Genomic DNA, 23,661 nt, shown 5'->3' on the forward strand with positions numbered 1-23,661 from the left:
GAGTGTTGGCTGCTTTTTTGGTAACTATTCACCCTAGTGCTAGTATGTAAAGGAATCCAGCATAAACAAGGCTCTCTCATCATAGAAAATGCTCTGGCGGGTGGGGAAGAGATTTTTTTATTAAATGGAAATTGATCCAGAGAGAAGGGCGCCATCGCCTTGAGAGGCTCCGTCCCACACTGCGGCGGCGACACGCTGAGTCCCTTCGCTGATGGGGGCTTGCGCCGGATCAAGCTTGGTTCGCGCGCTCTTCGGGGGCGCTTTTCTTATGGTTGGTGCCATCAGCCTGTTTGGCGGACGGTTATGCCGGATTTGCCACCGCTTCGTTGGTCGAACCAATAATACAGCCCGATACCGGCAAGGATCAGAAACGTGCTGCCAAGATATAAAATGCTGTAGCCTGTTTTGGCAGCGACAAGCCCCACGAAAAAGGAACCCATGCCAAATCCGAAGTCGAAAATCGATAGAAACGTTGCCGTTGCCAAACCTCTGTTGGGCGGCGGAGCGACTTGAATCGCGATCGTTTGCAAGCTCGGAAACGTCGTGCCCCAGCCAAGCCCAATGAGCCCGGCAGAAACAAGAAAAACAAGCGCGGTTGTCGCCGTGCTAAGCAAATAAGTGCCAAGCGCAAAGCAAACGATGGCCGGATAGATGATCACCTTCGCTCCGTAGCGGTCGAACCATTTTCCGGTGAACGGCCGTGAAATAAGGAGAACGGCTGCATAGATGATAAAAAAGTAGCTGGCTGCTCTTGAAAACCCTGCTTCCTTCGCGTAAATCGAAACAAAGGAAATGATTCCGGAATACGCCAGCCCAAAAAAAGCCGCCAAAAGGGAAACAGGAATGGCGGAGCGTTCCCAAAGCTTTCCGGCTGTTTTCTGCGCTTGGGCGGAGCGGCTGGCCGCGTTTTGCTTTGGCAAGCGGATGAATAGCCCGATGGCAATCGCGACGAGTGCGCATAAAGCGTTCATACTAAACATAGCAGCCGCTCCGTGCTGCATGACCGTTAAGCCGAGAAACGGGCCGATGACCATCGCGAGATTGACCGTTAAACCGAAATAGCCCATCCCTTCGCCTTTTCGCGAATCGGGAATTAGGTCGGCCACCATCGCGCCGTTAGCGGTCGTCGCCATGCCGAAACCGAGACCGTGAAAAAAGCGAAGCGCAAGCAAACCGACAAGCGAATGCGCGAAAAAATACAAAAGCGAAGCGGTGCCCATGATGACCATCGCACTTAAAAAGATGGCATACTTCCCGGACTTCCCCATCCACTTTCCGGAAATTGGCCGCACCATAATGGCTGCGATGAGAAATATCGTCGTAATTAAGCCGATGGATGACGGGCTGCTATGCAGTTCTTGGACGGCATACACCGGCAGTGTGACAAGCAAATAATAAAAAATAAAAAATGTAAAAAAGTTCACAAAAGCGACGAGAATAAAATTTTTTGTCCATAGTGGCTGTTGCTGCATCTGTCTCTCCTTCCTGTTGGATCTTTGCGGTATTGCCCTCTCTAGCATATCATGTCTATAATTATATGTTAAATATCTATTAAATAGTTGATATATACGTTTTGCATATATAGGAGGATCGCCATGGACATTCGGCAATTGCGTTATTTTCTTGCGATTGTAGAAGAAGGACAAATCTCGCGGGCGGCTAAAAAGCTAAACATGGCCCAGCCGCCGCTAAGCCAGCAGCTGCGCCTAATGGAAGAAGAGCTTGGCGTAACACTGCTTGAGAGACAGCGAAATAAAAAGAGCGTGGAATTGACGGAAGCCGGGAAAGTGTTGTATGAAAAAGCCAGGCACGTTTTACATGTGTTTGAAGAATCGATGCGGGAGGTCAAAGAAACAGGGGATGGAGTGCGGGGAGAACTGTCGCTCGGTGTCGCTTTATTGTGTGCCTCCTATTTGCCGGAGAAGCTTCAGCGATTTCGCGAGCAATATCCGCACGTCTCATTTCGCTTGTGGGGAGGGGACCCGTTCAGCATTCGCGAGCGTTTAGAGCGGCGCGACATCGAATTGGCGATTGTCAGCCTTCCGATTGATGACAGCGGGCTTTCAATGGTTCGGCTTGGTACGGAGCCGTTTGTGTTGGTGGCTCCAACGTCATGGGAAATGTTGAATGATCAAACTGCGGTGTCGATAACGGAATTGGCGGACGTTCCCCTTCTTCTCGTCCGACGCGAAAAGGGAGAAGGGCTATATGAGCAGCTGATGGCGGAATGGGGGCGTTTCGGTATTCGCCCTAATGTTGTATGCGAATGCCAAGATGTCCACATTGTGCTCTCGCTCGTCGCTTTCGGCATGGGGGCCAGCATCATGCCGCGGACGGCGATTCCGCCTTTCATTCGCAAGGAACTGCGAGTTCTTGAGATCACCGATACAGCATTATGCTCGGAGACGGCGTTAGTGTGGCTGAAAGACCGCTATTTATCAAAAGCGGCCCAGCGGTTGATAAAGATGTTAGCAGAATAATGAGCTGTTGCTATGGGTTAAACCATGAAGGAACGACGAGTTTTGGCGGCGAAAGAGGGAGGATTTCCGGCAGGGCTACCGATATTTTTTAGCGTGGCCATCAGGCGCTCTTGCGGCTGATTCAATGGTACATGCAATAAATGAAACAAGATCGGCCCAAGCTCGCGGCTGAATGGCAAGCCGGCGGTATGTCCCAGCCTCGCCATTCATTTACCCAGAAGCTATATATTTAGGAAGCGAGTAAAGCCCTCCTCGCCGCCGTAGCAGCCCGCAGGTGATGAAACCTCCCCAGGACTCACGTCAAGGGGATAAAGCTTTCCCGCATCTCGGACAAAATTGAAAGTCGCGCTGCACTTGTTTTCCGCAATCGGGGCAATAGTGGCTCTCTTGCCGCTCCGGCCGCTGTTCATGACCAAATCGAACGTTCACGGATCAGGTTCTTCGCGGCTGTCGACAATATCCAGCACGGACATGCGGTTTTTTCCCGTGGCGTTTTTGTAATGATAAACCGCTTGAAAAATACCAAGCCCGATAAAAATCAGGACAAAAAACGGGTGGCTTCAAACGGTGAATCACGCGTGATGGAAAACGCCATCCCCATCCAAAAAATCCCGAATACAACAGCGGCGATGCTCCCGACGAACCCTTGCAGCGAAGGTCCCCGGCCGGGTTTGATGTTTTTTATGCCAATACCTCCCAATGAATGGATATAGAAATATTTGGGTGCTGTCATATTGAATTTACAAACAAATGCTGGAACGAAGTGGCTAGTTTGTAAGCCCAGTATCTTCACGTTTCTTGCGGGGCCATCCCCGGCGAAGAGCATGCAAACGGAAGGAGGCAAGCTGCCGGATATAAAAAATGGAAAGGTCGTTAGACAGGATAGCATCGTAACCGGGAAGGGGAGGCTGATTAAACCACCGCCTTCATACTCAAAACGGCCAGCGCTTCCACAGAAAAACCAAGAGCATTTTTTTCGTGCCAAGACGGCTGTCCATCTTGTAAAATATGGAGGCGGGAGATCATAGAAAATTAGGAGCTTCACTTGCACGGTAGAAGTGAAGCCGCTGAATATAAATTGGAGTTTAAAGCATATGTCAGCTTCTTTTATGGGGCAGGGGGGTGAGGACGGAATAAGAGAGCTTTTTTGGCAATACGAACCGTGTCTTGCCAAGATTGAGCGGACGACGATGACAAAAAGCTATAAAATGGTTGTATTGCAAGCGATGCTGGACCGCGGCCCGGTGCACTGACATGAGCCAATCATGCCAATTGAAGCCACATCATTCTTTCATCAATTTTATGGATTATGGAAAAAGAATACCGACTGTGACTTATGTAGAGATAAACGTGGGGATTTTATTATTAACCTAGTAAAATTAAAGAAAGATTTGAAAAAAGGAATATAGTATTCATCACCTTTGTACCAAAAGACGATACACTTGAGAAGTTTTATGTATCTGGTCATAATCAATTAAAATAATGGTATTTAGAATGGACGTTTGATGAAATAGATAAATATGTAAAATATTTTCGGACGTAACATGAACTATTTTATTGTAGACGAACAAATTCGCTAACATAAAGAATTCACATCCCTTACTTTCAACAAAAACTTTTAGGAGTATGAAAGATTTTTTAAGGGATTCTATATTCGTGACAGCGCTGGTGAATCGGGGTGTATAATTGGATGAAGATCATAAAGACAAGAGGAGAAATTCAATGAGAATTCGTAAATGTTCTAGAGCAGTGATAATAAATGAATTTAATAGAGTTCTTCTTCAGAAATTTGAATTTAAAGATGTTATAGGAAACAAAGTGTTATGGGTAACTCCTGGCGGTGGCATTAAGGAGAATGAAACTCCAGTAGAGGCATTAAAAAGAGAATTAAGCGAAGAGCTTGGCATTGTTGTTGATATTCATGACAAACCAATATTTGAAATGGATGTATTAATTGAAGGGAAAAAAGATTCGTTTATAAGTCGTGAGATTTATTATAAAATTGCTATTCAATCTGACACCATATTGTCTATCGAAAATATGACTAAAAATGAGAAAGATACATTTATAGAGTTAAGGTGGTGGAGCAAGGAAGAGTTGAAGAGAATAGACAACTTTGCGCCTCGTGAGATATTGAACTATTTTTAGTAAATGAGAAATGCTGAAAGAAAATAGTTACATAGGGGATCTTCATCATAACAAAGGCAGGATCAATAAGCTCTCACATATCTGCTCTATATGCTGCTTTTTTTGTATAATTGATGCAAACAATGATTTAAAATGCAAAACATAACCATCCGGTTCAGTAAGATGTTGGGCTCAGACATCTATTATAAGTATTGTTTACAAACAGAAGGAGAGTTTATGTATTAAAGAGAGCAGGGGAAGTCACGTTCTCGGGAAAATAAAAATGGGCTATAACTAACCATTCACATATCTTTTTCTTTTAATCGACTCGTAGTTGAGAACGCTGTTTTACTGGATGAGTTATGAGAGAATAGGCTATTATCTTCATTTTTTATATGCTGTGTTTCCTGATAATTGCTAATTATTGAAGATCGTACTGGATAAAATTTGTCGTCGACCTCCAATCGTGTAAAAATCCCGGGGGATCGACGACAAATTTCTAACAGCTAAAATTCCCACTGTGATAAGGAAAAGAAGATGTTGCTCGAATTTTAAGATAAGTTTATAATGATATTGTATCCATTTTCCAAATGCTGATTTCATCATCACTTTTGGGGTTTTTATCTTAACTATGAGGAATTGAAACCACCATTAGCCAAACGATCTTCAGCAGAAAGACTACCTGTTTTTATCTTAACTATGAGGAATTGAAACCTCTGTATAGCCGCTTTAAACAATTCTTTTGTTTCCCGTTTTTATCTTAACTATGAGGAATTGAAACTACATTACTTGGACTAATGGTAGCAATAATTGGTGCGTTTTTATCTTAACTATGAGGAATTGAAACACCCCAAACCGCGATGCTGCCATGAGGTTTTATGAGTCGTTTTTATCTTAACTATGAGGAATTGAAACTATAAATTACTCGGAAGCTAACCGAGGACAAGCTGTTTTTATCTTAACTATGAGGAATTGAAACGCGAGTAAGTCGATGACGGAGTTGCACACTTCTGTGTTTTTATCTTAACTATGAGGAATTGAAACATTCAATATTTCAACAAGATTGGATTTCACCAAAGTAGTTTTTATCTTAACTATGAGGAATTGAAACCTCTTGACCAACGCGCTGACATGGCGAATGCTTGGGTTTTTATCTTAACTATGAGGAATTGAAACGAAAGAGCATTGAAAGAAAATTCGGAAGAAGTCGCAAAGGTTTTTATCTTAACTATGAGGAATTGAAACGACGATTCACTGCACGCACCATTCGGTTCATGTATTCGTTTTTATCTTAACTATGAGGAATTGAAACAAATAAATGCCAATTTATAAAAGATACGTGCTTTAAAGTTTTTATCTTAACTATGAGGAATTGAAACTGTGGAACGGCTTGGGCGACTAGCATCGACACAACAGTTTTTATCTTAACTATGAGGAATTGAAACAAGAAAAAGGCTGGAAGGTGTACGGATACAAACCAGAGTTTTTATCTTAACTATGAGGAATTGAAACGAAAAAGTAAAAGAGCTTTCACTATTGCCTGATGGAAGTTTTTATCTTAACTATGAGGAATTGAAACGAAAAAGTAAAAGAGCTTTCACTATTGCCTGATGGAAGTTTTTATCTTAACTATGAGGAATTGAAACAATCTGCTACAGATATCGACAGTGCGGCACGTCAAGTTTTTATCTTAACTATGAGGAATTGAAACAAAACCTACTACGTATGGTTCCCCTGTGATTTCTTGTTTTTATCTTAACTATGAGGAATTGAAACGCGCAGTAGGGGCTTGCTCATTTACATTGGCCGCTTTGTTTTTATCTTAACTATGAGGAATTGAAACTTTTCTCCACTCTCATAATCCCGTCGCCGCTAGATAGTTTTTATCTTAACTATGAGGAATTGAAACGCTACGATGACCGCTAAAATCATGGCCATTTTTTTCATGTTTTTATCTTAACTATGAGGAATTGAAACTAACTTGGTTTTAGGAAGTCGCAAGCCCGAAGCAAAACGTTTTTATCTTAACTATGAGGAATTGAAACTGGATCGCTTCTTTTATAAATATCTGTTCGTCAATATATGAGAACTCGCGTCGCTCACTTGCTTTTTCACATTTTTATGAGCGTAATGCTCCTCCTATAGCTGAAGTTACGAAATTCATTAAACGAGTACACAAAAAAGATGCCAACACCATTCATACAGAAAGCATTGAAGTTTGTCGACTTATTGCTTTCTAAGAAAAATGTCTGATAACAGTTCTTGCGCTCACGATCTTGTTTTCACTTTGATAAAATCGAACGGTGATTGTCTTGTCAAACTAATTAGGATCGGTTTGACAAAGAAGGAGTAGTAAGATCTTTCATGACAAAAATGCTTTTGCTTAAATTGACAGAGAGAAGAGAGGGGAATCATGCAGCTTCCAGAAGAATTAGATTTAATTTCTGTTTTTGGATCCATAGCTAAGAGGAAAGATGAAACAGAACCTTTTTATTACGACACATCGACTTTTGTTTTAGAAAATGACAAAGAATTGCTTGAGATAACCTTTTCTCCCTTTTATAACGAGTTTACTTTAATTGTTAAGGATAGGGAAACGAAAGAGACAGTTTCCTACTTTGAATTACTGTCCGTTAGAAAATTAGAAATAATGGAATTGGGAAGAGAACGCGTTGAAAAAAGCGCAAACTTATGCCGAAACGATGAGTATGTCTGATTCGGCTATTGATGAACAACTGATTTCTGAAAATGGGGAAAAATTCACTCCTGAAGAAGCGCAATACGCTATCGATAATTTAAAATAATAAAAGTCACTATTTAGGAGGGATAGGTGTTTGTGGCAATCTATTAATGTAGTGTATGGCAATTAATTTATGTAGGCTCCAGCGGCCATACATAAATAAAAAACCACTTGCCAACATTCCCTAAATACCATACCCTCCTAGTTGGGCAACTTGTTCAACGGGAGGTAATGAAGGAGATGTTAGCAGTGGCTGAAATAGATTATATCAGATATGAGGCGAATCAAAAAGGGTGTTCATACTCAGATATTGCCAAAAGAACGAATCATGATCCTAGAACGATTAAGAAGTATGCAGAGATGGAGGACTTTAGCCCAACGAAAAGAAAACAAACCCGGAAAGCTAGAGTAATGGATCTGGTGAAACCTATCTTAGATAAGTGGATTCAAGAGGATTTAACGAAAAAGAAAAAGTTTAGAAGAACGGCAAAAAGAATGTATGAAATGTTAAAAGAACAATTTGATTTCAAAGGGTCAGATCGTTCCGTTCGACTTTATGTAGCCAAACGGAAAAAAGAGTTACAGGAACAGAGTGAATCAGCAGCTCTTCCTTTAGAAGCCAAGCCGGCGACAGCACAAGTAGATTTTGGAGAGGCCCCTTTGGTCTACAAAGGGGAACGTGTCATTCTTCCTTTTTTAGCTCTTTCGTTTCCGTACAGTAATGGCTTTTATTTTCAAGTCATGCCTTCTCAAAACAGAGAATGCTTTTTGGAAGGATTAAAAAGAATTTTTCATTACATGGGCAGAGTACCGAAGGTGATCCGTTTCGACAATTTATCACCTGCGGTGAAAAAGATCCTGCCTAATGGAGAAAGAGAACTGACAGAGGAATTTCAACGGTTTGTTTTACATTACGGGTTTGAATGTGAATTTTGTAATCCAGCAAGTGGAAATGAAAAAGGGCACGTGGAAGCAAAAGTGAAGTACATTCGGAATAACTTTCTTCTTCCAGAATTAACGATATATGATTTGGAGTCCTTTAATGACTCTTTATGGGAAAAGTGTGAAAGAGACTGGCAGAGGCCCCATTATCAAAAAGGAAAAACGATTGCCGGATTGTTTGAGGAAGAGAAGGAATGCTTTTTACAGTTGCCGGCAAAAGAATACGAATGTGTTCGGTATGAACAAGTTAGGGCGGATAAATATGGCTACATCCGGGTAGAGAATAAACTTTATTCCACTTCTCCCCGTTTTGCCAAACAAATGGTTTTGGCAAAAATCTCATATCAAGAGATTGAGATTTTGACAGAGGACTATGAACTCATAGTGAAACATGAGCGTTTGTATGGAACGCAACAAAAATCGATGAAATGGCAACCTTACCTGATCCTGATGGCTAAAAGGCCAAATGCATTAAAGTATACGGATTTTTACGAGAAAATGCCTTCAGAATGGCAAAATTATTTTTCACATTGTACCATTCAGGAAAAACAAAAAACGTTACAATTACTGGCCGTTTTACTAAAAGAGCACGATTTTGAAATTTCAACGCAAGCCTTACGGCTCGCTTCGCAATATGGGCATCCGAGTGTAGATTCCATTAAGCAAGTATTCTATCAGTTAATCAATGGAAGAGGGATAAGGGAACCCATTCAGCCAAAAATAAGTGTTCCCACTATGCCTGAAGCCTCTAGAGGACTTAGTCATTATGATCGATTTTTCGAGTCCACCGGAGGTGAAAGATAAGTGGAAACGCAAATGAAAGAGTATGCCAAAAAACTAAAACTAAGTTGGATCCCAGCGAATTATCAAACGATTCAAGCAGAAACACATGAGGAATATTTACTGAAGTTGTTTGAGCACGAAGTGCAACACCGAGGGGAAAGAAGAATCAATTTATTACTGAAACAAGCAACATTACCCAAAATTCCGAATAAGCCTTTTGATTGGAAGGATATTCAGTTAGCCCCAGGCATTACAAGGGAATATGTCCTTCAAGGCGATTTTATCGAAAACCAAGAAAACCTTATTTTTTATGGTGGAGTCGGAACGGGAAAGACGTTCCTTTCCACTCTCATTTCCATAAATACCATTAAGAAAAAGGGAAAGAAGGTGAAGTTTTATACTGCAGCTGCGCTAGTGAATGCGTTATTAGAAGCAAATGACAAGGGATCACTAGGCAAATTTCTCAAACAAATCGAGAAATTAGACCTCTTGGTCATAGACGAATTGGGCTACATCCCATTGCATAAACAAGGAGCAGAATTGTTATTTCAAATCATTTCCATGTGTTATGAAGCTAAAAGTATCATCGTAACGACCAATTTACAATTTGGGCAATGGAATAATATATTTGGTGATCCAATATTAACAGAAGCAGTGATTGATCGATTGATACATCACTCCCATTTAATCATTTTTAAAGGCGATAGTCATCGCTATAAAGATTCAATCTCTCTCAACCAATAACGGAATTTGGCAAGTGGCATTTTTAATTGCCATTTCGTGCATTTTTTACTTGCCAAAAACAGGATAGGCCTACTCGTTTTGAGTAGGCTTTTATTTGCATAACTATACTCCTTTTTGCCTATCCTTTTAGATGAAGGAGTGAGATCATGATTGTATTTGAAATAGCGTTGGGAATAGTCATACTTACAGCTGCTATCCATTTTTGGATTACGAAGCGTCGTTATGAGTATCAAACCTCATTCATTGCGAAGCAGATGGAACATAGTCTCGAAATGGAGAAAATACTGGAAATGGGACTATATTTTTGTTTTTGTCAGGAAAACAACAATGACGGAAAGCAAAAGAGATATTCAAAAATCTATATCAAGCAAGATCCATTACAATTTGAAAACTTCTGTGCTCAAGTCATGGAAAAAAAATACGGGGGCACTACGTGGGTAAGTCAAGCTAGCGGGGATTTTGGTGTAGATTTTGAACATAGACGTGATGATGGTCTATATTTAGGACAAGTGAAATGTTACGAAGGTGATCTTTCCTATGATCCAATCGCCCGGTTACATTCCAATATGGTGAAAAGTGGCGCCAATGGCGGATATGTCGTGACGACTGGATCGTTTTCAGAGAATGCTCGCAAGTTTGCAGAAGGATTGAATATAGAATTGATTGACGGTGTAAAGTTGGTGGAATATTGGCTTGATGGCCTGAAGCAATCGGAAAATATATTTAATAATTTTTTTCTTTTTTTGATTTTTTAAATAGAAATCCGAATACTAGGAAAACTAATATAACAGAAACTAAAATAATAAGAATTGAAGAAGTTTGAAAAACCAATTTTCATTTTTATCACTCCCATTTTTTTGATTTAATTTACAATATTGTATAAATATTACAACGTACTAAGTTTAATTAGTCATTAATTTGCTCGTTTATTTCTCAAAAATCATAAAATATTAATTTTATTCTCTATTTTTCGCACAAAAATATGTAACAATAAAAAGCTGCCACAACTTACGGTAACTTTTTATCAATATTCACCTGTTTCAATAAATTCAATTTGATTATGATCTAAATAACGAACCTTCCCTTGTAATACTCCGTTTTCATCATATCGATGAGTTTCCCATGGAGATGCAAGTAATTCGTATACATCTTTTTCTGTTTGGCCATCATCCCAAAATCCAAAAAGCTTGGCATCAAGTATGTATTCTTCTACTGCTACTTTTTTAGCTTGATCTGATAACTCTGAAAACTTATATAACATCCTCTATCCCTCCTTTTCTTAGGAAGTTAAACCTTAAAATTTTTTTCTGTCTCATTTTATAGAGTATTCTTGTGTATTGAGGCAGAAAAGAAAAAAGTGAAAGCCAATCAATGAGCTTTCATAATTTCGTATTCGTTTTTATTTAATACGATGTCACCGCCAAAAGACTCTTCATAAACGGTAACGGATTGGTCTTCCTTATCGTAGTATTTAACCTCATAAATCTTTCCAATCAAATGTTCAATCGGCAATTGTGCACCCGTTCTCGGTCTTGTATCAGGTTTATTTGCGATGACTTTTACTTTCATCTTTTCACTCCTTTATTCCTTATTCCTATTGCATGTCATCTAATAATTTTTGGAGTTCTTTTCGTTCTTCGACTTCTTCTTCTGTTAAAATTTCCTGAATCTCTAATTCATTTAATAAGTCTATGTATTCTTTATATAGCTGCAGCAAGGTTTCCTTGCTTGGTTCCATGTCTTCTGTATATTGAGATTCAGGTACGCTGTTGATTTCTAACCAACCCGCCAATGTTTCCAGGCTCCACTTTTTATTTGCAACGAGTTTGGAAGCAAAATACAATTCCCAATCTGATATCACGACGACATACCCATTTAGCTCCAAAAAAGAAGCTGCAGTAATATATGCTGTTCGTTTATTCCCATCCACAAAGTATTGATTGCTGGATAAGGTATGCATATATACTGCGGCTTTCATAAATAAACCTGGATAAGGTTCATACGTATGACCGCCAAAATTATAAATTTGAAATGGCTTATATGCAAGGCTGTCAATAAGACTTGGCTCATGCTCTCCGGGTAATCCTCCAAATTCTTTGAGAGCCATATCATGAAACATCCTAATGTGTTCAGGCCTCAATGATTCAATTTTCAATTTTTACTCAACCTCTTTAGACCTTTATAATTTCTTTTGATGACTTTGGCGGCAATCTTTTGTAACTTTGCATCTTTTCCATTTGATTTATTGATTTCTTTTCTCATTACATCCTCCAAAATTAAATCATTTTGAAACATATATATTATATTCCCCCTTTCTTTGTATTATTACTTATCATATCATATATTTTCTCAAAATATATAGAAATCTGTTTTCTTCAACTAAAAAGTTAAGCGAAACGCAAGATTTTTTTCAACACCCCAAGTCTTTTTATAAGTTCATATAAGAATGTTTCAGACGATAACTCGTTCCTGTAAATGTTAAGAGATAGCTGTGATGAACAAGTCGGTCAATGATAGCCGTAGTCAATCGTTTATCATGGAATAGGCAACTGAATTCCAGGTTGTGGTCATTCCATCCTGCAATGCCTCGGAAAAGAAGCTGTGCCCTTCTTGGTTTACAGGAATGCAGCTCATTCATCATAAATCAATCGTTTTTTCTCACTGATTCACTAGCTGTTTTTCTTTTTCATTTAAAGATGGTATTGCGGTAATACAAGCTAATGATACCGGTGAGATCGTTAGCGTTGTTACCCGGTTAAAACCAAAAGAAGATTGGAGAGAGATTGATGGATGATTTATTGAGGTGCGTCAAAGGCTATCTTGAAGGAGATTTGTTACCAGAGCGATTTTCTTATGATTTTCTTGCAATGTATGTATCGCATTTCGATGATGGAGATCTAGCTGAAAGATATATCGACGCGCTGGATGATATTTCGGAAGCGTGCGGTTGGTATGAACCCAATCCAGATCATAGAAAAGACTATAAGGATTACATTGGAGAAGAAGAATTAAAACAAGTCGTGCAAGAAAAATATCAAGCGATTAAGAGTTTATTAGATAAAAGCACCTAACCAATCCAAACGGTTATGTGCTTTTTTATTTTCCCTCGTCTTTTAGCATTTGTAGATGTTAGAGAACAAAGCGGTTCGTGGCCGTAATCACGTTAATGTAAGCAACGGTGATAAAATGGTTCTTATGTTTTTTTGGTGAATGATTACCTATCATCCGTTAGTGTCAAATATAGTTCGCAAAAAACATCAGTACCTCAAATAGGTTTATGCAGCAAGTAATCGTTTTTCTTGAATCTGTTGAATCATCTTAGGCTGAATGTAGGAACGTGCACAAGACCATTCCTCGCTATACTCCATGAGATAGCTTGTGACTAAGCGAATGTAGGAATCCTGGTTGGGGAATACACCTACCACACGAGTACGTCTTCGTATCTCTTTGTTTAAGCGTTCAAGTAAGTTCGTAGAAGATATTTTACGACTGTCCATTTCTTCAAAATGGAAGAATTGTAGTGTATCCTCGAGTCCTTCCTCTAACGTTTGAATTGCAGCAGAATCCTGTTTTTCCTCCGTATCCATGAGATGTTCAGCATAAGATAACGCAGTTTGGTCATCGGGTTGTACCCAGATTTGTTTGAGTCTGACAGCAAATCTTTCTTTGTCACGGCTTGGAATATGTGACAGGACATTTCGCATCATATGAACTTTACAACGTTGCCAGGAACAACCAATGAACGACTCGCGAATGGCTTTAGAGAGCCCTTTGTGAGCATCACTCACGACAAGCCAAACGTCTTGTAGCCCTCTAGCTTTTAGTCCTTCAAAAAGCGTTTTATAGGTCGCTTCAGACTCTTCAAGCATGGGCTCAATCGCTAGAATATCACGCTTCCGTCGCATCCTTTATGGATGTGTGGATTGAAATTACAACAAATTTGCTTTCGATCATGGCGACATTGAGTCGCATCCTTTATGGATGCGTGGATGAAATATATTTATGAATGGAAGAGATGGGAAAGCCGCGCAAATGTTTATATTGGCTCGCGAGTTTGCCCATGTTTGGTATGAGGCGAGCGCTGTGTTCGATTTAGCTAATCTTCAACCTGCTGATGTTGAAATTGAAAGTGTGTGCAACCAAGACGCGGCGGAGTTTCTTGCCCCTGAAGACGAAGTGCTTCAAGCGTGTCCGGTACATTGTACGAAATTGCCCGCTATTTTAAACTCATTGAAATTGGGGGCCGCCCGCAGAACGCTGGACTTAAACCTCATTACAAAAAAAGAGTTCTTTTCGTTTTATGAGGCGTATGTTAAACGGCTTTGACAGGAAAGTGGAAGAAATGAAAATGAAAGGCGAAAGCAACTTTTACGCCACTCCAAATATGCGCATTGTCCACCGTTTTGCCGAATATGTCGGTGCGGGGAGATCTGTATGAGCTCTAGCCATAAGTTTGTGATCGATACAAACGTTTTTATTGAAGCTTATACAAGGTATTATTCTTTTGGCATCGCTCCTTCCTTTTGGAACGCCTTGATTCAACACGCCGAAAACGGCCATGTCATTAGCATTGACCGCGTGAAACAGCAACTGAATCGTTTGCATAAAGAGGACGAATGAAGCAAGTGGGCTAATGAACATTTTGCCGAATGGTTCGAGCCGACTGATAAGCCGAAGGTTATTAACACATATTGAGACATGATAACGTGGGCTGTTCAGCAAGACCAATCTTGATACAGCAAAAAACGAGTTTGCAAGCGCGGCGGATAGCTGGCTCATCACGTTCGTCCAAACATATCATGTTACAGTCGTGACTGACCGTTCAAAAGGAGAATTCTCATTCCGAATGTTTGCCGTGCCTTCAACGTACCCTATACGAATACCTTTGATATACTGCGTCGCTTAGGTGTTAAATTTTAGTTTAATGCTGATCTTTTCTCCCTATGTGGGTATTTGTAAAAATAATAACATGATTGATCCGCTCCTTTTTATTCTCTGTACAAACATTTTCCCAAAATTTATACATGTCTACTTTTAAAGGCTCGATCCACAGGCACGCCCCGAGATATAGCAATGCGTTTGATGGGGATTAACTTCTCCCTTCGTTTATAAAGCAAAAAACCTTCAAAAATCAAGAAATATATGGTATAATTTTATTAGAATTTGCATACAATACATCTCTAGGGAGGTGTATGTATGTGTAGAGGGGAGGAAAACAAAATGAATGCTACTGCTATAAAAAAAATCGATAAATCTAAAAATAAAGGATTAACCAAAAATAAAAAAGAATTACTAAAGAAGCATATGGGAAGCGCTTCTTCAAAAATAGATATGAATGATGTTCGCCATTGGTGGAAGTATGAGAATCATTGATTTTAATCATCCAGAATTTCAAGGATTTTCAGAAGGAGAAGATATTCTTATTGATACAGGAGTATGGTTCGCTTTTTATAATCAATATGATGCTTATCATTCAACTGTAAAACGATTGTTTGATAAGCATGTATTACATAATGAAAAAAATTTATTTTTATACATTAATCCAACTATAGTAAATGAAATAACACATTTAGCATCTACTCCTCTAAAAAAATACCTTGATTTTTTTCCGGAGAAAAAAAATATTTTTACAAATTCAGATATAGAAATTATTGAAAAAACCATTACTAATGGTATTAAAGAGCTAATAGAAAAGGAAGTTATTTCAATATTAGATGGAAATAAAGAAAGTGTTATTAAACAAATTTCTTTATATAAAGAATTAGGTTCAGCAGATGCCGTTAACTCCTCCATTGCTAATTTATACGGTATAAGTTTTTTAACCGTAGACAAAAGGTTAGCTGAAAATATATTTAATCAAAGATCACAACTTTCCAATATTACAAATGTTTACTATACAACAGGAAAAAATAGAGATTATTAAGGTCATCTTAATGGTGGCTTTTTATTTTTGTCTCCCTCCCCTTTTTTTGGCTAATAGGTTATCATGGTGGAAATTTTTCCAAAAAGAGGTGGGAGCATAAGTAAAAAGAACCAATTAAACTTTCAAATAAAAGCTTATTTTTTATTGATGTTAAACATGGCACCTGGCACGGTTTTTATTGATGGAGGTTCATATTCCACTTTTTTAATTTTTTTACAAGAGTCGAATGATCCACTCCTAATTGTTCCGCCGCTTTTCGAATGGAGGGATGCTTTTGAATTGCTTCGCCAATGATTCGTTTTTCAAACTGTTCGATCCGTTGTTTCAGCGTGAGAGAAGTCGCTGTATGTGGTTGCTCATCAATATGTGGCGGCAGGTCGTGAGGTTCGATTGACTGTGATGGTACGGAAACGATCATGCTTTCGATCAAGTTTTTTAATTCTCTCACATTCCCCGGCCAATGATAATGCTTTAAAATGCTTTTTGTATCAGGGGATAAGGATTTGTTTATGCGATATAGCTTGCAATAGAAAGAGAAAAAATGATCCAAGAGCGGCTCGATATCTTCTGGGCGCTCAGCCAATGGCGGAATATGAATTTCAACGACTTGCAGCCGATAATATAAATCTTCGCGAAATGTTCCTTGGGAAATTAGCTTCCTTACATCTTGATTGGTGGCCGAAATAATTCGAATATCTAGGGTTTTCACTTGATGGCTGCCGATTCTTTGAATTTGTTTTTCTTGCAAAACGCGAAGCAGCTTTACCTGCAAAGACAATGGCATTTCGCCTATTTCATCAAGCATAATGGTTCCTTGGTCTGCTAATTCTAATAAACCGATTTTTCCTTCTTTTCGTGCCCCTGTAAATGCTCCTTTCTCATAGCCAAATAGTTCTGATTCTAGCAGCGGCTCCGGAATCGCTCCGCAGTTTACCTTGATAAACGGTTTGTCTTTCCGATCGCTTAAATGATGGATAAGATTGGCGATTACTTCCTTTCCAACACCAGATGGGCCCGTTAACAGAACACTTGTAGGATAGGGGGCGATCTGTTTTACTTTTTCGAAAATTCTCTTCATAGAATCGCTTAGAAACACCATTTTTTCTTCTGAACCATCGATCGAGAACGTATACCGATGATGCCCCATTTTAAAAAAGCTTTTGGCTTTTTCCAATTCGGCTTTCATTTGAATAAGATGGGAGATGTCTCTGACGCTTGTTACCACCATCTCGATCTCGCCTTGTTGATCAAATACAGGATTTCCCGTGACGATGACATCCTTTTTTCCGCCTATTTTTTGCAAAATCGAGATGCGCTTTTTCTCTCTTAACACAAGAAGAGAGACAGACTGATCAAAATATCCTTTCTTAACAAGGTCCTCCATATGATTGCCTATCAGTTCTTCTCTACGGAAGCCAGTGATTTCCTCATAGGCGGAGTTGACCATTAAGGTTCTTCCTTCTTTATCCACCACATAGATTCCATCTGTTGAAAATTCAATAATGGTTTCCATTTGCTTAAAAAGAGAATGGTAGTGCTCTATTTCGGATATATCTTGGAGGACGCTGATGGCTCCGGCCAATTCGCCATTTTGGTACACAGGAGTTCGATTGACAAGGCATTGGCGGCCCGCTATGTTCATTTTTACTCCAATTGAGCTTGTTTCGCTCTCTAACACATAGGGAAGCTGTGTGGTTGGGATGAGCTCCCGAATATCCTTCCCTTCCCAATGTTGGTTTTCGATCTGAAGGAGTTTTTTCGCAGAGGAGTTGATAAGCAAAATTTTCTTGTGGCGATCAACAACAATGACCCCGTTATGGATAGACGAAAAAATGCTTTCCCATATATGAGAATCTATGATTTTTTGTTTCATATAAGCCCTCCATATTTTTATAGATGGTGAATGAATTCACCATGTGGTGAAAAATATCACAATTCCTTTATTCGGCTCATATTTAAGCTTCTCCTTTTTGTTGGTGATTTTTTTCACCTTTTCCTCATTCCTATTTCCATCCCGTTTGCCTTGTCGCTATCTTTTCTAGCATTGGCATGATATTTGCTTGTAATAAAAATGAGTAAGAGAGGAGGGAAGCAAGTGATATGAACGGTGCCCCTTTCCGATTGGGCCGGCATAGAAAGTAATCGCTGGTTTGAAAAATCGTTCGTTTAGTTCGAGAGAATCAAAAAGATGAAGGAGGAATTTTGATGACGAATATGGTGAAAGCGCATCCTAAACTGTATGTGATGGATAACGGAAGGATGAGAATGGATAAAAACTGGATGATCGCCATGCATAATCCAGCGACGATTCACAATCCTCACGCGCCAACAGAATTTGTGGAATTTCCCATTTATACGGTGTTAATTGATCATCCAGAAGGCAAAATTCTTTTTGATACCGCTTGCAACCCCAATTCAATGGGACCTCAAGGGCGTTGGGCGGAATCGACGCAGCAAATGTTTCCATGGACGGCGAGCGAAGAGTGCCATCTTCACAATCGGCTAGAGCAATTAAAAGTGAGGCCGGAAGATATTAAGTTTGTAGTTGCCTCACATCTTCATCTTGATCATGCCGGATGTTTAGAAATGTTTACGAACGCAACGATTATTGTGCATGAGGATGAGCTAAATGGTACACTCCAATGTTATGCGCGCAATCAGAAAGAAGGGGCATACATTTGGGCTGATATTGATGCTTGGATTAAAAATCATCTGCAATGGCGCACCATAAAGCGGCATGAAGATCATCTTTTACTGGCGGAAGGGATCAGGGTGCTTAATTTTGGGAGCGGACATGCATGGGGGATGCTTGGGTTGCATGTAGAATTGCCGGAAACAGGCGGCATTATTCTTGCTTCTGATGCTGTTTATACGGCGGAAAGTTATGGTCCGCCGATTAAGCCGCCTGGCATTATTTACGATTCTCTTGGTTATATGAATACCGTCGAAAAAATCCGGCGAATAGCGAAGGAAACCCATTCACAGGTTTGGTTTGGACATGATTCAGAGCAATTTAAACAATTTCGTAAATCCACTGAGGGATTCTACGAATAAAGAAGGAGAAGAAGATCATGAGTGTTGCTAGGCTGGCTTTTACATCCCTTAGTTATGTCGGATGGGGAGCGTTGGAGCAATTGCTTCCGGAGGTTAGGCGTTTTTCGCCGAAAAGGATTCTTGTCGTCACAGATCCTGTACTTGAGAAAATCGGTTTCATTCAACGAGTAACAGCTCCTTTGATCCAACAAGGATACGAAGTGGAGCGATACACAGATGTCGTTCCAGAGCCTCCATTAGAAGTAGGAGAGAAGCTCGTTTCCATGACGCGCCAAGGCAAGTTTGATATGGTGATCGGAATCGGCGGGGGAAGCTCATTAGATTTAGCAAAATTAGCGGCTGTTTTGGCTGTACACGAGGGGACTGTTGCTGATTATTTAAACTTGACCGGCACCAAAACCGTCCAGCAAAAAGGGCTGCCGAAAATTTTGATTCCGACTACCTCAGGAACCGGTTCGGAGGTGACCAATATTTCCGTTCTTTCTTTGGAAACGACGAAAGATGTAGTAACGCATGATTATCTTTTAGCGGATGTAGCCATTGTCGATCCAGCATTGACCGTTACTGTGCCTCCTCGCGTCACAGCGGCTACCGGTATTGATGCATTGACCCATGCAGTGGAAGCCTATGTGTCTGTCCACGCCAACCCAACAACAGATGGCTTGGCTCTTCAAGCGATACGATTGATTGGGCGGTCTTTGCGAAAAGCGGTCGCAGACGGAAACGATAAACAAGCTCGGATCGACATGAGCAATGGCAGCTATTTAGCAGGACTCGCTTTCTTTCATGCGGGGGTGGCTGGTGTTCATGCCCTTGCCTATCCTTTAGGCGGACAATTTCATATTTCCCATGGAGAATCCAACGCTGTGTTATTGCCATATGTAATGGGATACATTCGCCAAAGCTGCACAAAACGAATGGCCGATATTTTGAATGCTTTAGGAGGGAATTCCGCTTATCTCTCTGAGGAGGAAGCTTCTTATCGCTGTGTGGAAGAGCTTGAGAGACTAGTGAAAGAGGTAGGCATTCCGAGTACGCTGGGCGGTTTTCATATACCTGAAACAGCGTTGGAGAGCTTAACTCAAGATGCTGTTCAGCAAAAAAGACTATTAGCGCGAAGTCCTTTGCCGCTGCTGGAAGAAGATATTAGAAACATTTATCAATCTGCTTTTATTGGTAGAGTGACGGAGCCAAAGCGAAAAATGGAAAAATTATGAATATAGAACGTTTTCTCGGATCTCTAGCTGCAAGAGCCCATACAGGGGTCCCGCTTAACGTTCTACCATATCTCAAAAAAAGTTCAGACTCAGCGTCTGAACCTTTTATGCAGAATGGATATCTTGTCCTTTCAAAAGAAATAAGGTGCTGTCTAGCTCCTAGCGCTATCCGCTCCGTTTTTGTTTATCTCGCTTTTTGGAAGAGGGAAACGGCTTGCTTTGGCACCCAGAAGCGCTCGGCCATATAGATGTTCAGTCCTTCGAGCTCGTACGTTTTGTTTCCGATCGTCATCATGTTTTGGTTGGCTGGCAATTTGGCCGTTTTGTTTCCTTTTGTGACGGTTAGGACGAGATGGTTCTCGTCGCTTTGGTCGATGGTGACAGTCGCTCCGATCGCTTCAAATTGTTTTTTCGCGTCGGCAAAAAGGCGGGCGTTAACCATCTTTAAATCAAAGGCCATCGCATTCGCCATGATACGGGCGAGGTCAGTGTTTTCAAATGTGCCGATGGGGCGGTTCGGACCGTACGTATAAAGAAAGACGTCTTCGCCTGTATGGCCGCCTGTTGTAAAACCAAGGTTGGCGCGTGCCGCAAGCAATTCAGGGAGTGTTTTGCGCAGATCGGCTGACTCGCTCAATTTTTTCTTCTCGTCCGGCGTTAATGTGTCCAATCCGTATAAACGGGCGACTTCTTCAAGGTTTGATTGATCGCTTTTGAGCTGGCTTAACGCGCCGTCCAACGTCATTTTCGCTTTTTTCAACGGTTCGATATACGCGGAGACCGGGGTTTTCGGGTATGTCTGGTCCGTGTGGCGGTTGCCGATCGTAATGCCGCTGTTGCCATGGTCGGTGACGGCAATGACGAGCGTATCACGGTGTTTTTTCGCAAAGGATACCGCTTCTTTCACCGCTGCGTCGAAGGCGAGCACTTCGCTAATGATGCCGACCGGATCGTTCGCGTGGGCTGCCCAATCGACCTGGCTCCCTTCCACGAATAGGAAAAATCCGTCTTTGTCTTTAGATAGCGTTTCAATCGCTTTTTTTGTCATCACCGCCAGTGTCGGCTCGTCCGGGCGCGTGTATGGCCGGTTCATGTCTTGAGCCATCGCGTCGTTTGCAAAGACACCCCAAATTTTGTCCGCTTTTGAACGAAGCAGCTCATCCCGTGTTTCGACGATGTCGTATCCTTTGCGGGTGATCGTATTCAGCAAGTTTTCATGATCTTTCCGATTATTTTCTCCACTTCCAGGGAGCAGCGCCTCTTTGCCGCCGCCTAATACGACTTCGATGTTTTGATATACTTGTTGCTCGGCGATATCAGGGAAGAGGTTGCGGTGTTCGACATGGGCGGAAAAGCCCGCCGGCGTGGCATGTTGAATGGCTGAAGTGGCAATGATACCGGTCGCTTTTCCTTGCAGTTCGGCCCCTTCCAGCACCGTTGCAACTGGTTTTTTCACATTTTCTTTTGCAACTGGTGCTACGCCTGGGGAATTCACGACGCTAGGAAGAAGGCCGATGTACTTATCGTTGGATTTGAAGCCTGTCGCCATTGCCGTTGCTGCTGGAGCGGAGTCGGTGATCGCCGATTCAGCAGAATACGTTCGTACTGCGCCGCTGGCCATTTCATCCAAAGCAAGCGGCGCGCCTTTGTACCATCTTGCCAGTGTGGTCGCTCCAGCGCTTGTTCCATCCATTACCATCATGATGACGTTTTTGACAGGTGCCTTTTCTTGCTTTTTTTCCTCGTCACGTGCCGCAACTGCAACCGATCCTACGGCCAGCGAGCCGACAAGCACAATGCTCACCATCTTTTGACTTAGCACACTCACGATCCTTTCCCCCTAATATAAGATTTACTGCTATTATAGGAAGCTTTCATTAATCGTACATCAATAGATTGTAAATGTTTTGTTAAAGAGGAATGTGTTGGTACATAATGAGGATGTAACTCCCGTGGCTCATGATCAGGATATCCTTTGTTTTTATGAACAAAATGCACAAAATTCATTTTATGTTCAAAAACTTATCATTTAGAAAACTACTAAATATAATTGGTTTATGTAAACGCTATCAAAAGAAACAAGGGGAGGAATGATGGTGCGAAAGCGGTTGTGTAGCATGGTTTCGGGATTGATGATTTTTCTTTTAGCGGCTTGCGGTGGACATATGACGACAAAAGAAAGCGGTCAATCATCCAATTATCCAGAGAAGCCGCTTGTGTTTGTCGCTCCTTCGGGGGCCGGGGGAGGCTGGGATTTAACGGCACGTGCCATTACAAAAATATTGGCAGAAACAGGAATAGTCAACGAAACTATGACGGTCGAAAATAGACCGGGGGGTGGCGGCGTCGTATTTATGGCCGAATATGCGACACAAGACCGAAAGAATGATTATAGATTGTTTGTAAACTCTCCACCGATTATTATTAACCATTTAAAAGCAGAAGGAAACAGTCCATTTGGTTATAAAGACACGACACCGCTCGCACAACTTACGAAAGATTTCGGAGCGATTGTTGTGAAAGCGGATTCAAATATTCGATCGCTCTCACAGTTGATGAATATGGTGAAAAAAGACCCGAAATCGGTCACGGTAGCGGGCGGATCGGCACCAGGTTCGATGGATCATTTAATAGCCATTCTTCCAATCTATAAATCCGGCATCGATCCGAAAGTAGTCAAATATGTGTCGTATGACGGCGGAGGAGAGGCGATGGCCGCGCTCCTTGGCGGGAATGCGGATGTGATCGCAACTGATGTTTCCTCGGTCGGAGAATATGTGAAGGCAGGAAAAGTAAGAGTGCTCGCCGTGTCTGCACCAGCAAGGCTTGATGGGGAATTTCAGCATGTGCCAACGATGAAAGAGCTCGGCATTGATGCGGAGTTTACGATCTGGCGCGGCGTCTTTGGACCAAAAGATATGTCGCCAGCTGCCAAAGCATTTTGGGAAGAGGCGTTGAAAAAGCTATCTGAACACGAAAAATGGAAAGAAGAATTAACGAAGCAAGGCTGGATTTTCGACTATAAAAATTCGGAACAGTTTACAAAGTTCTTGGAGGAACAAGAACAGCTGGTTAGCGATATGTTGAAATCATTAGGAATGCATAAATAAGGAGTCTATCATATAGAAATCTCGCATTTGCCGTTTGGAATGTATTTTTGTTTAAAGAAACGGAGGGATGCGCGTGAGCAAAACGTTTGATCGTGTGGCAGCGATAGTGTTTTTAGCGATTGGGGTCCTATTTATGATGGAAAGCTTGCGAATTTCTAAAAGCGCCTACGGGAGTTCGGTCGGCCCTAACGTGTTTCCGTTTTTGCTAGGGATGGTGCTGACATTGTTGAGTATTAAGTTGTTGCTGGAAACGAGGCGATACGTTGCCTCTGGTAAAGAGAAGGAAAAAATACAGTATAAGCCGTTTTTAATCATCTTGCTTTCAGCGATTTTATACGTTGCTTTGCTTGAGAAAATCGGTTATGTCATTACGACTTTTCTGTTTCTTGTGGTCGGGTTTCAGACAATGGAGAAGGGAGCTTTATGGAAATCGATCATCATTGCTGTATGCTTTTCGATCGGCGTGTATGGGCTATATGTGAAATTATTGCAAGGAACATTGCCAAGTTGGCCCGTTTGGTTTCAGTAAGGGAGGGAGAGC

25 protein-coding genes, 4 pseudogenes and 1 CRISPR repeat array are annotated in these 23,661 nt (G+C 41.1%); of the genes and pseudogenes, 18 read left to right on the forward strand and 11 right to left on the reverse strand.

Going from position 1 to position 23,661, the window contains the following annotated elements:
• Positions 1–281: 281 nt before the first annotated feature.
• Positions 282–1,472, reverse strand: a complete 1,191-nt coding sequence (locus tag GFC28_RS01180) for an MFS transporter (protein ID WP_044745823.1) — start codon at positions 1,470–1,472, stop codon at positions 282–284.
• Between the two features lie 123 nt (positions 1,473–1,595).
• Here GFC28_RS01180 and GFC28_RS01185 point away from each other — a divergent pair, with 123 nt between their 5' ends.
• Positions 1,596–2,480, forward strand: a complete 885-nt coding sequence (locus tag GFC28_RS01185) for a LysR family transcriptional regulator (protein WP_044745824.1) — start codon at positions 1,596–1,598, stop codon at positions 2,478–2,480.
• A gap of 17 nt (positions 2,481–2,497) precedes the next feature.
• Here GFC28_RS01185 and GFC28_RS01190 read toward each other — a convergent pair whose 3' ends face one another.
• Both GFC28_RS01190 and GFC28_RS20140 read right to left on the reverse strand, forming a co-directional pair.
• Entirely contained in the window at positions 2,498–2,686 is a 189-nt protein-coding gene (locus GFC28_RS01190; protein ID WP_066329512.1) for a hypothetical protein, read from the reverse strand.
• Positions 2,687–2,780: 94 nt separating this feature from the next.
• Positions 2,781–3,165: pseudogene (locus GFC28_RS20140) on the reverse strand (zinc-ribbon domain-containing protein).
• Positions 3,166–3,574: 409 nt separating this feature from the next.
• Here GFC28_RS20140 and GFC28_RS19105 point away from each other — a divergent pair.
• The 7 genes and pseudogenes from GFC28_RS19105 to GFC28_RS01220 all read left to right on the forward strand — a co-directional run bounded on the left by GFC28_RS19105 (position 3,575) and on the right by GFC28_RS01220 (position 10,571).
• Complete coding sequence (locus GFC28_RS19105; RefSeq protein ID WP_156487489.1) at positions 3,575–3,733, forward strand: hypothetical protein; 159 nt, start codon at positions 3,575–3,577, stop codon at positions 3,731–3,733.
• 469 nt (positions 3,734–4,202) lie between these two features.
• Positions 4,203–4,628, forward strand: coding sequence for an NUDIX hydrolase (locus GFC28_RS01200; RefSeq protein ID WP_044745827.1), 426 nt, complete (start codon positions 4,203–4,205; stop codon positions 4,626–4,628).
• A 595-nt stretch (positions 4,629–5,223) separates the two neighbouring features.
• Positions 5,224–6,652: a CRISPR direct-repeat array (repeat unit 30 nt; unit sequence GTTTTTATCTTAACTATGAGGAATTGAAAC).
• Positions 6,653–7,020: 368 nt separating this feature from the next.
• Complete coding sequence (locus GFC28_RS19110) at positions 7,021–7,323, forward strand: hypothetical protein (RefSeq protein ID WP_052661028.1); 303 nt, start codon at positions 7,021–7,023, stop codon at positions 7,321–7,323.
• Positions 7,259–7,411: pseudogene (locus GFC28_RS20145) on the forward strand (Ltp family lipoprotein); the annotation flags it as partial. The gene GFC28_RS19110 and the pseudogene GFC28_RS20145, both read left to right, overlap by 65 nt.
• Before the next feature lie 176 nt (positions 7,412–7,587).
• A complete protein-coding gene (istA, locus tag GFC28_RS01210; protein ID WP_044746322.1) occupies positions 7,588–9,093 on the forward strand; it encodes an IS21 family transposase in 1,506 nt (501 codons plus the stop codon).
• On the forward strand, positions 9,094–9,816 hold the full coding sequence (istB, locus tag GFC28_RS01215) for an IS21-like element helper ATPase IstB (protein WP_044746317.1): 723 nt from the start codon (positions 9,094–9,096) through the stop codon (positions 9,814–9,816).
• A 146-nt stretch (positions 9,817–9,962) separates the two neighbouring features.
• Positions 9,963–10,571, forward strand: a complete 609-nt coding sequence (locus tag GFC28_RS01220) for a restriction endonuclease (protein ID WP_052661027.1) — start codon at positions 9,963–9,965, stop codon at positions 10,569–10,571.
• A 269-nt stretch (positions 10,572–10,840) separates the two neighbouring features.
• On the opposite strand, the gene GFC28_RS01225 is transcribed toward GFC28_RS01220, so the two are convergent.
• The 5 genes and pseudogenes from GFC28_RS01225 to GFC28_RS20040 all read right to left on the reverse strand — a co-directional run.
• A complete protein-coding gene (locus GFC28_RS01225; RefSeq protein WP_044746315.1) occupies positions 10,841–11,077 on the reverse strand; it encodes a hypothetical protein in 237 nt (78 codons plus the stop codon).
• Between the two features lie 107 nt (positions 11,078–11,184).
• A complete protein-coding gene (locus GFC28_RS01230; protein ID WP_044746314.1) occupies positions 11,185–11,385 on the reverse strand; it encodes a hypothetical protein in 201 nt (66 codons plus the stop codon).
• 25 nt (positions 11,386–11,410) lie between these two features.
• The gene (locus GFC28_RS01235) at positions 11,411–11,971 is read right to left on the reverse strand and encodes a type II toxin-antitoxin system death-on-curing family toxin (protein ID WP_082063840.1); all 561 of its coding nucleotides are present in this window, start codon (positions 11,969–11,971) and stop codon (positions 11,411–11,413) included.
• Positions 11,968–12,111 (reverse strand): hypothetical protein, encoded by a 144-nt coding sequence (locus tag GFC28_RS19120; RefSeq protein WP_156487491.1) that lies wholly within the window; start codon positions 12,109–12,111, stop codon positions 11,968–11,970. Before GFC28_RS19120 ends, GFC28_RS01235 begins: the two co-directional genes overlap by 4 nt.
• 133 nt (positions 12,112–12,244) lie before the next feature.
• Positions 12,245–12,441 (reverse strand): annotated as a pseudogene (locus GFC28_RS20040) (ATP-binding protein); the annotation flags it as partial.
• 161 nt (positions 12,442–12,602) lie between these two features.
• On the opposite strand from GFC28_RS20040, the gene GFC28_RS01240 reads away from it, so the two are divergent.
• Entirely contained in the window at positions 12,603–12,887 is a 285-nt protein-coding gene (locus GFC28_RS01240) for a hypothetical protein (RefSeq protein ID WP_044746313.1), read from the forward strand.
• Positions 12,888–13,091: 204 nt separating this feature from the next.
• On the opposite strand, the pseudogene GFC28_RS01245 reads toward GFC28_RS01240, so the two are convergent.
• A pseudogene (locus GFC28_RS01245) lies at positions 13,092–13,712 on the reverse strand (IS256 family transposase); the annotation flags it as partial.
• A 106-nt stretch (positions 13,713–13,818) separates the two neighbouring features.
• Here GFC28_RS01245 and GFC28_RS01250 point away from each other — a divergent pair.
• The 5 genes from GFC28_RS01250 to GFC28_RS01260 all read left to right on the forward strand — a co-directional run bounded on the left by GFC28_RS01250 (position 13,819) and on the right by GFC28_RS01260 (position 15,739).
• Positions 13,819–14,142 (forward strand): ImmA/IrrE family metallo-endopeptidase, encoded by a 324-nt coding sequence (locus GFC28_RS01250; RefSeq protein ID WP_052661025.1) that lies wholly within the window; start codon positions 13,819–13,821, stop codon positions 14,140–14,142.
• Positions 14,143–14,250: 108 nt separating this feature from the next.
• On the forward strand, positions 14,251–14,436 hold the full coding sequence (locus GFC28_RS19625; RefSeq protein ID WP_231883453.1) for a DUF4411 family protein: 186 nt from the start codon (positions 14,251–14,253) through the stop codon (positions 14,434–14,436).
• Positions 14,437–14,649: 213 nt separating this feature from the next.
• Positions 14,650–14,736 (forward strand): DUF4411 family protein, encoded by an 87-nt coding sequence (locus tag GFC28_RS19630; RefSeq protein ID WP_257722830.1) that lies wholly within the window; start codon positions 14,650–14,652, stop codon positions 14,734–14,736.
• A gap of 300 nt (positions 14,737–15,036) precedes the next feature.
• A complete protein-coding gene (locus tag GFC28_RS19125; RefSeq protein ID WP_156487492.1) occupies positions 15,037–15,189 on the forward strand; it encodes a hypothetical protein in 153 nt (50 codons plus the stop codon).
• Positions 15,176–15,739 carry a PIN domain-containing protein gene (locus GFC28_RS01260; protein ID WP_044746312.1) on the forward strand — a complete coding sequence of 188 codons (564 nt, stop codon included), beginning with the start codon at positions 15,176–15,178 and terminating at the stop codon, positions 15,737–15,739. The genes GFC28_RS19125 and GFC28_RS01260 overlap by 14 nt, the downstream gene beginning before the upstream one ends.
• A gap of 175 nt (positions 15,740–15,914) precedes the next feature.
• Here GFC28_RS01260 and GFC28_RS01265 read toward each other — a convergent pair whose 3' ends face one another.
• Positions 15,915–17,612 carry a sigma-54 interaction domain-containing protein gene (locus GFC28_RS01265; protein WP_044746311.1) on the reverse strand — a complete coding sequence of 566 codons (1,698 nt, stop codon included), beginning with the start codon at positions 17,610–17,612 and terminating at the stop codon, positions 15,915–15,917.
• A gap of 332 nt (positions 17,613–17,944) precedes the next feature.
• Between GFC28_RS01265 and ahlS the strand changes: the two genes are divergently transcribed.
• On the forward strand, positions 17,945–18,793 hold the full coding sequence (gene ahlS / locus GFC28_RS01270) for an AhlS family quorum-quenching N-acyl homoserine lactonase (RefSeq protein ID WP_044746310.1): 849 nt from the start codon (positions 17,945–17,947) through the stop codon (positions 18,791–18,793).
• Positions 18,794–18,810: 17 nt separating this feature from the next.
• A complete protein-coding gene (locus tag GFC28_RS01275; RefSeq protein ID WP_044746309.1) occupies positions 18,811–20,010 on the forward strand; it encodes an iron-containing alcohol dehydrogenase in 1,200 nt (399 codons plus the stop codon).
• A gap of 184 nt (positions 20,011–20,194) precedes the next feature.
• Here the strand turns inward: GFC28_RS01275 and GFC28_RS01280 are convergent, their stop codons facing one another.
• Positions 20,195–21,838, reverse strand: a complete 1,644-nt coding sequence (locus tag GFC28_RS01280) for an alkaline phosphatase (protein WP_156487494.1) — start codon at positions 21,836–21,838, stop codon at positions 20,195–20,197.
• A 265-nt stretch (positions 21,839–22,103) separates the two neighbouring features.
• On the opposite strand from GFC28_RS01280, the gene GFC28_RS01285 reads away from it, so the two are divergent.
• A complete protein-coding gene (locus GFC28_RS01285; RefSeq protein ID WP_044746308.1) occupies positions 22,104–23,120 on the forward strand; it encodes a tripartite tricarboxylate transporter substrate binding protein in 1,017 nt (338 codons plus the stop codon).
• A 73-nt stretch (positions 23,121–23,193) separates the two neighbouring features.
• Positions 23,194–23,649: a tripartite tricarboxylate transporter TctB family protein gene (locus GFC28_RS01290; RefSeq protein WP_044746307.1), complete on the forward strand. Its 456-nt coding sequence runs from the start codon at positions 23,194–23,196 to the stop codon at positions 23,647–23,649.
• The last annotated feature ends 12 nt before the right edge of the window (positions 23,650–23,661 follow it).

This window comes from Anoxybacillus sp. B2M1 (assembly GCF_001634265.1).
Classification (GTDB): Bacteria; Bacillota; Bacilli; order Bacillales; family Anoxybacillaceae; genus Anoxybacteroides; species Anoxybacteroides rupiense.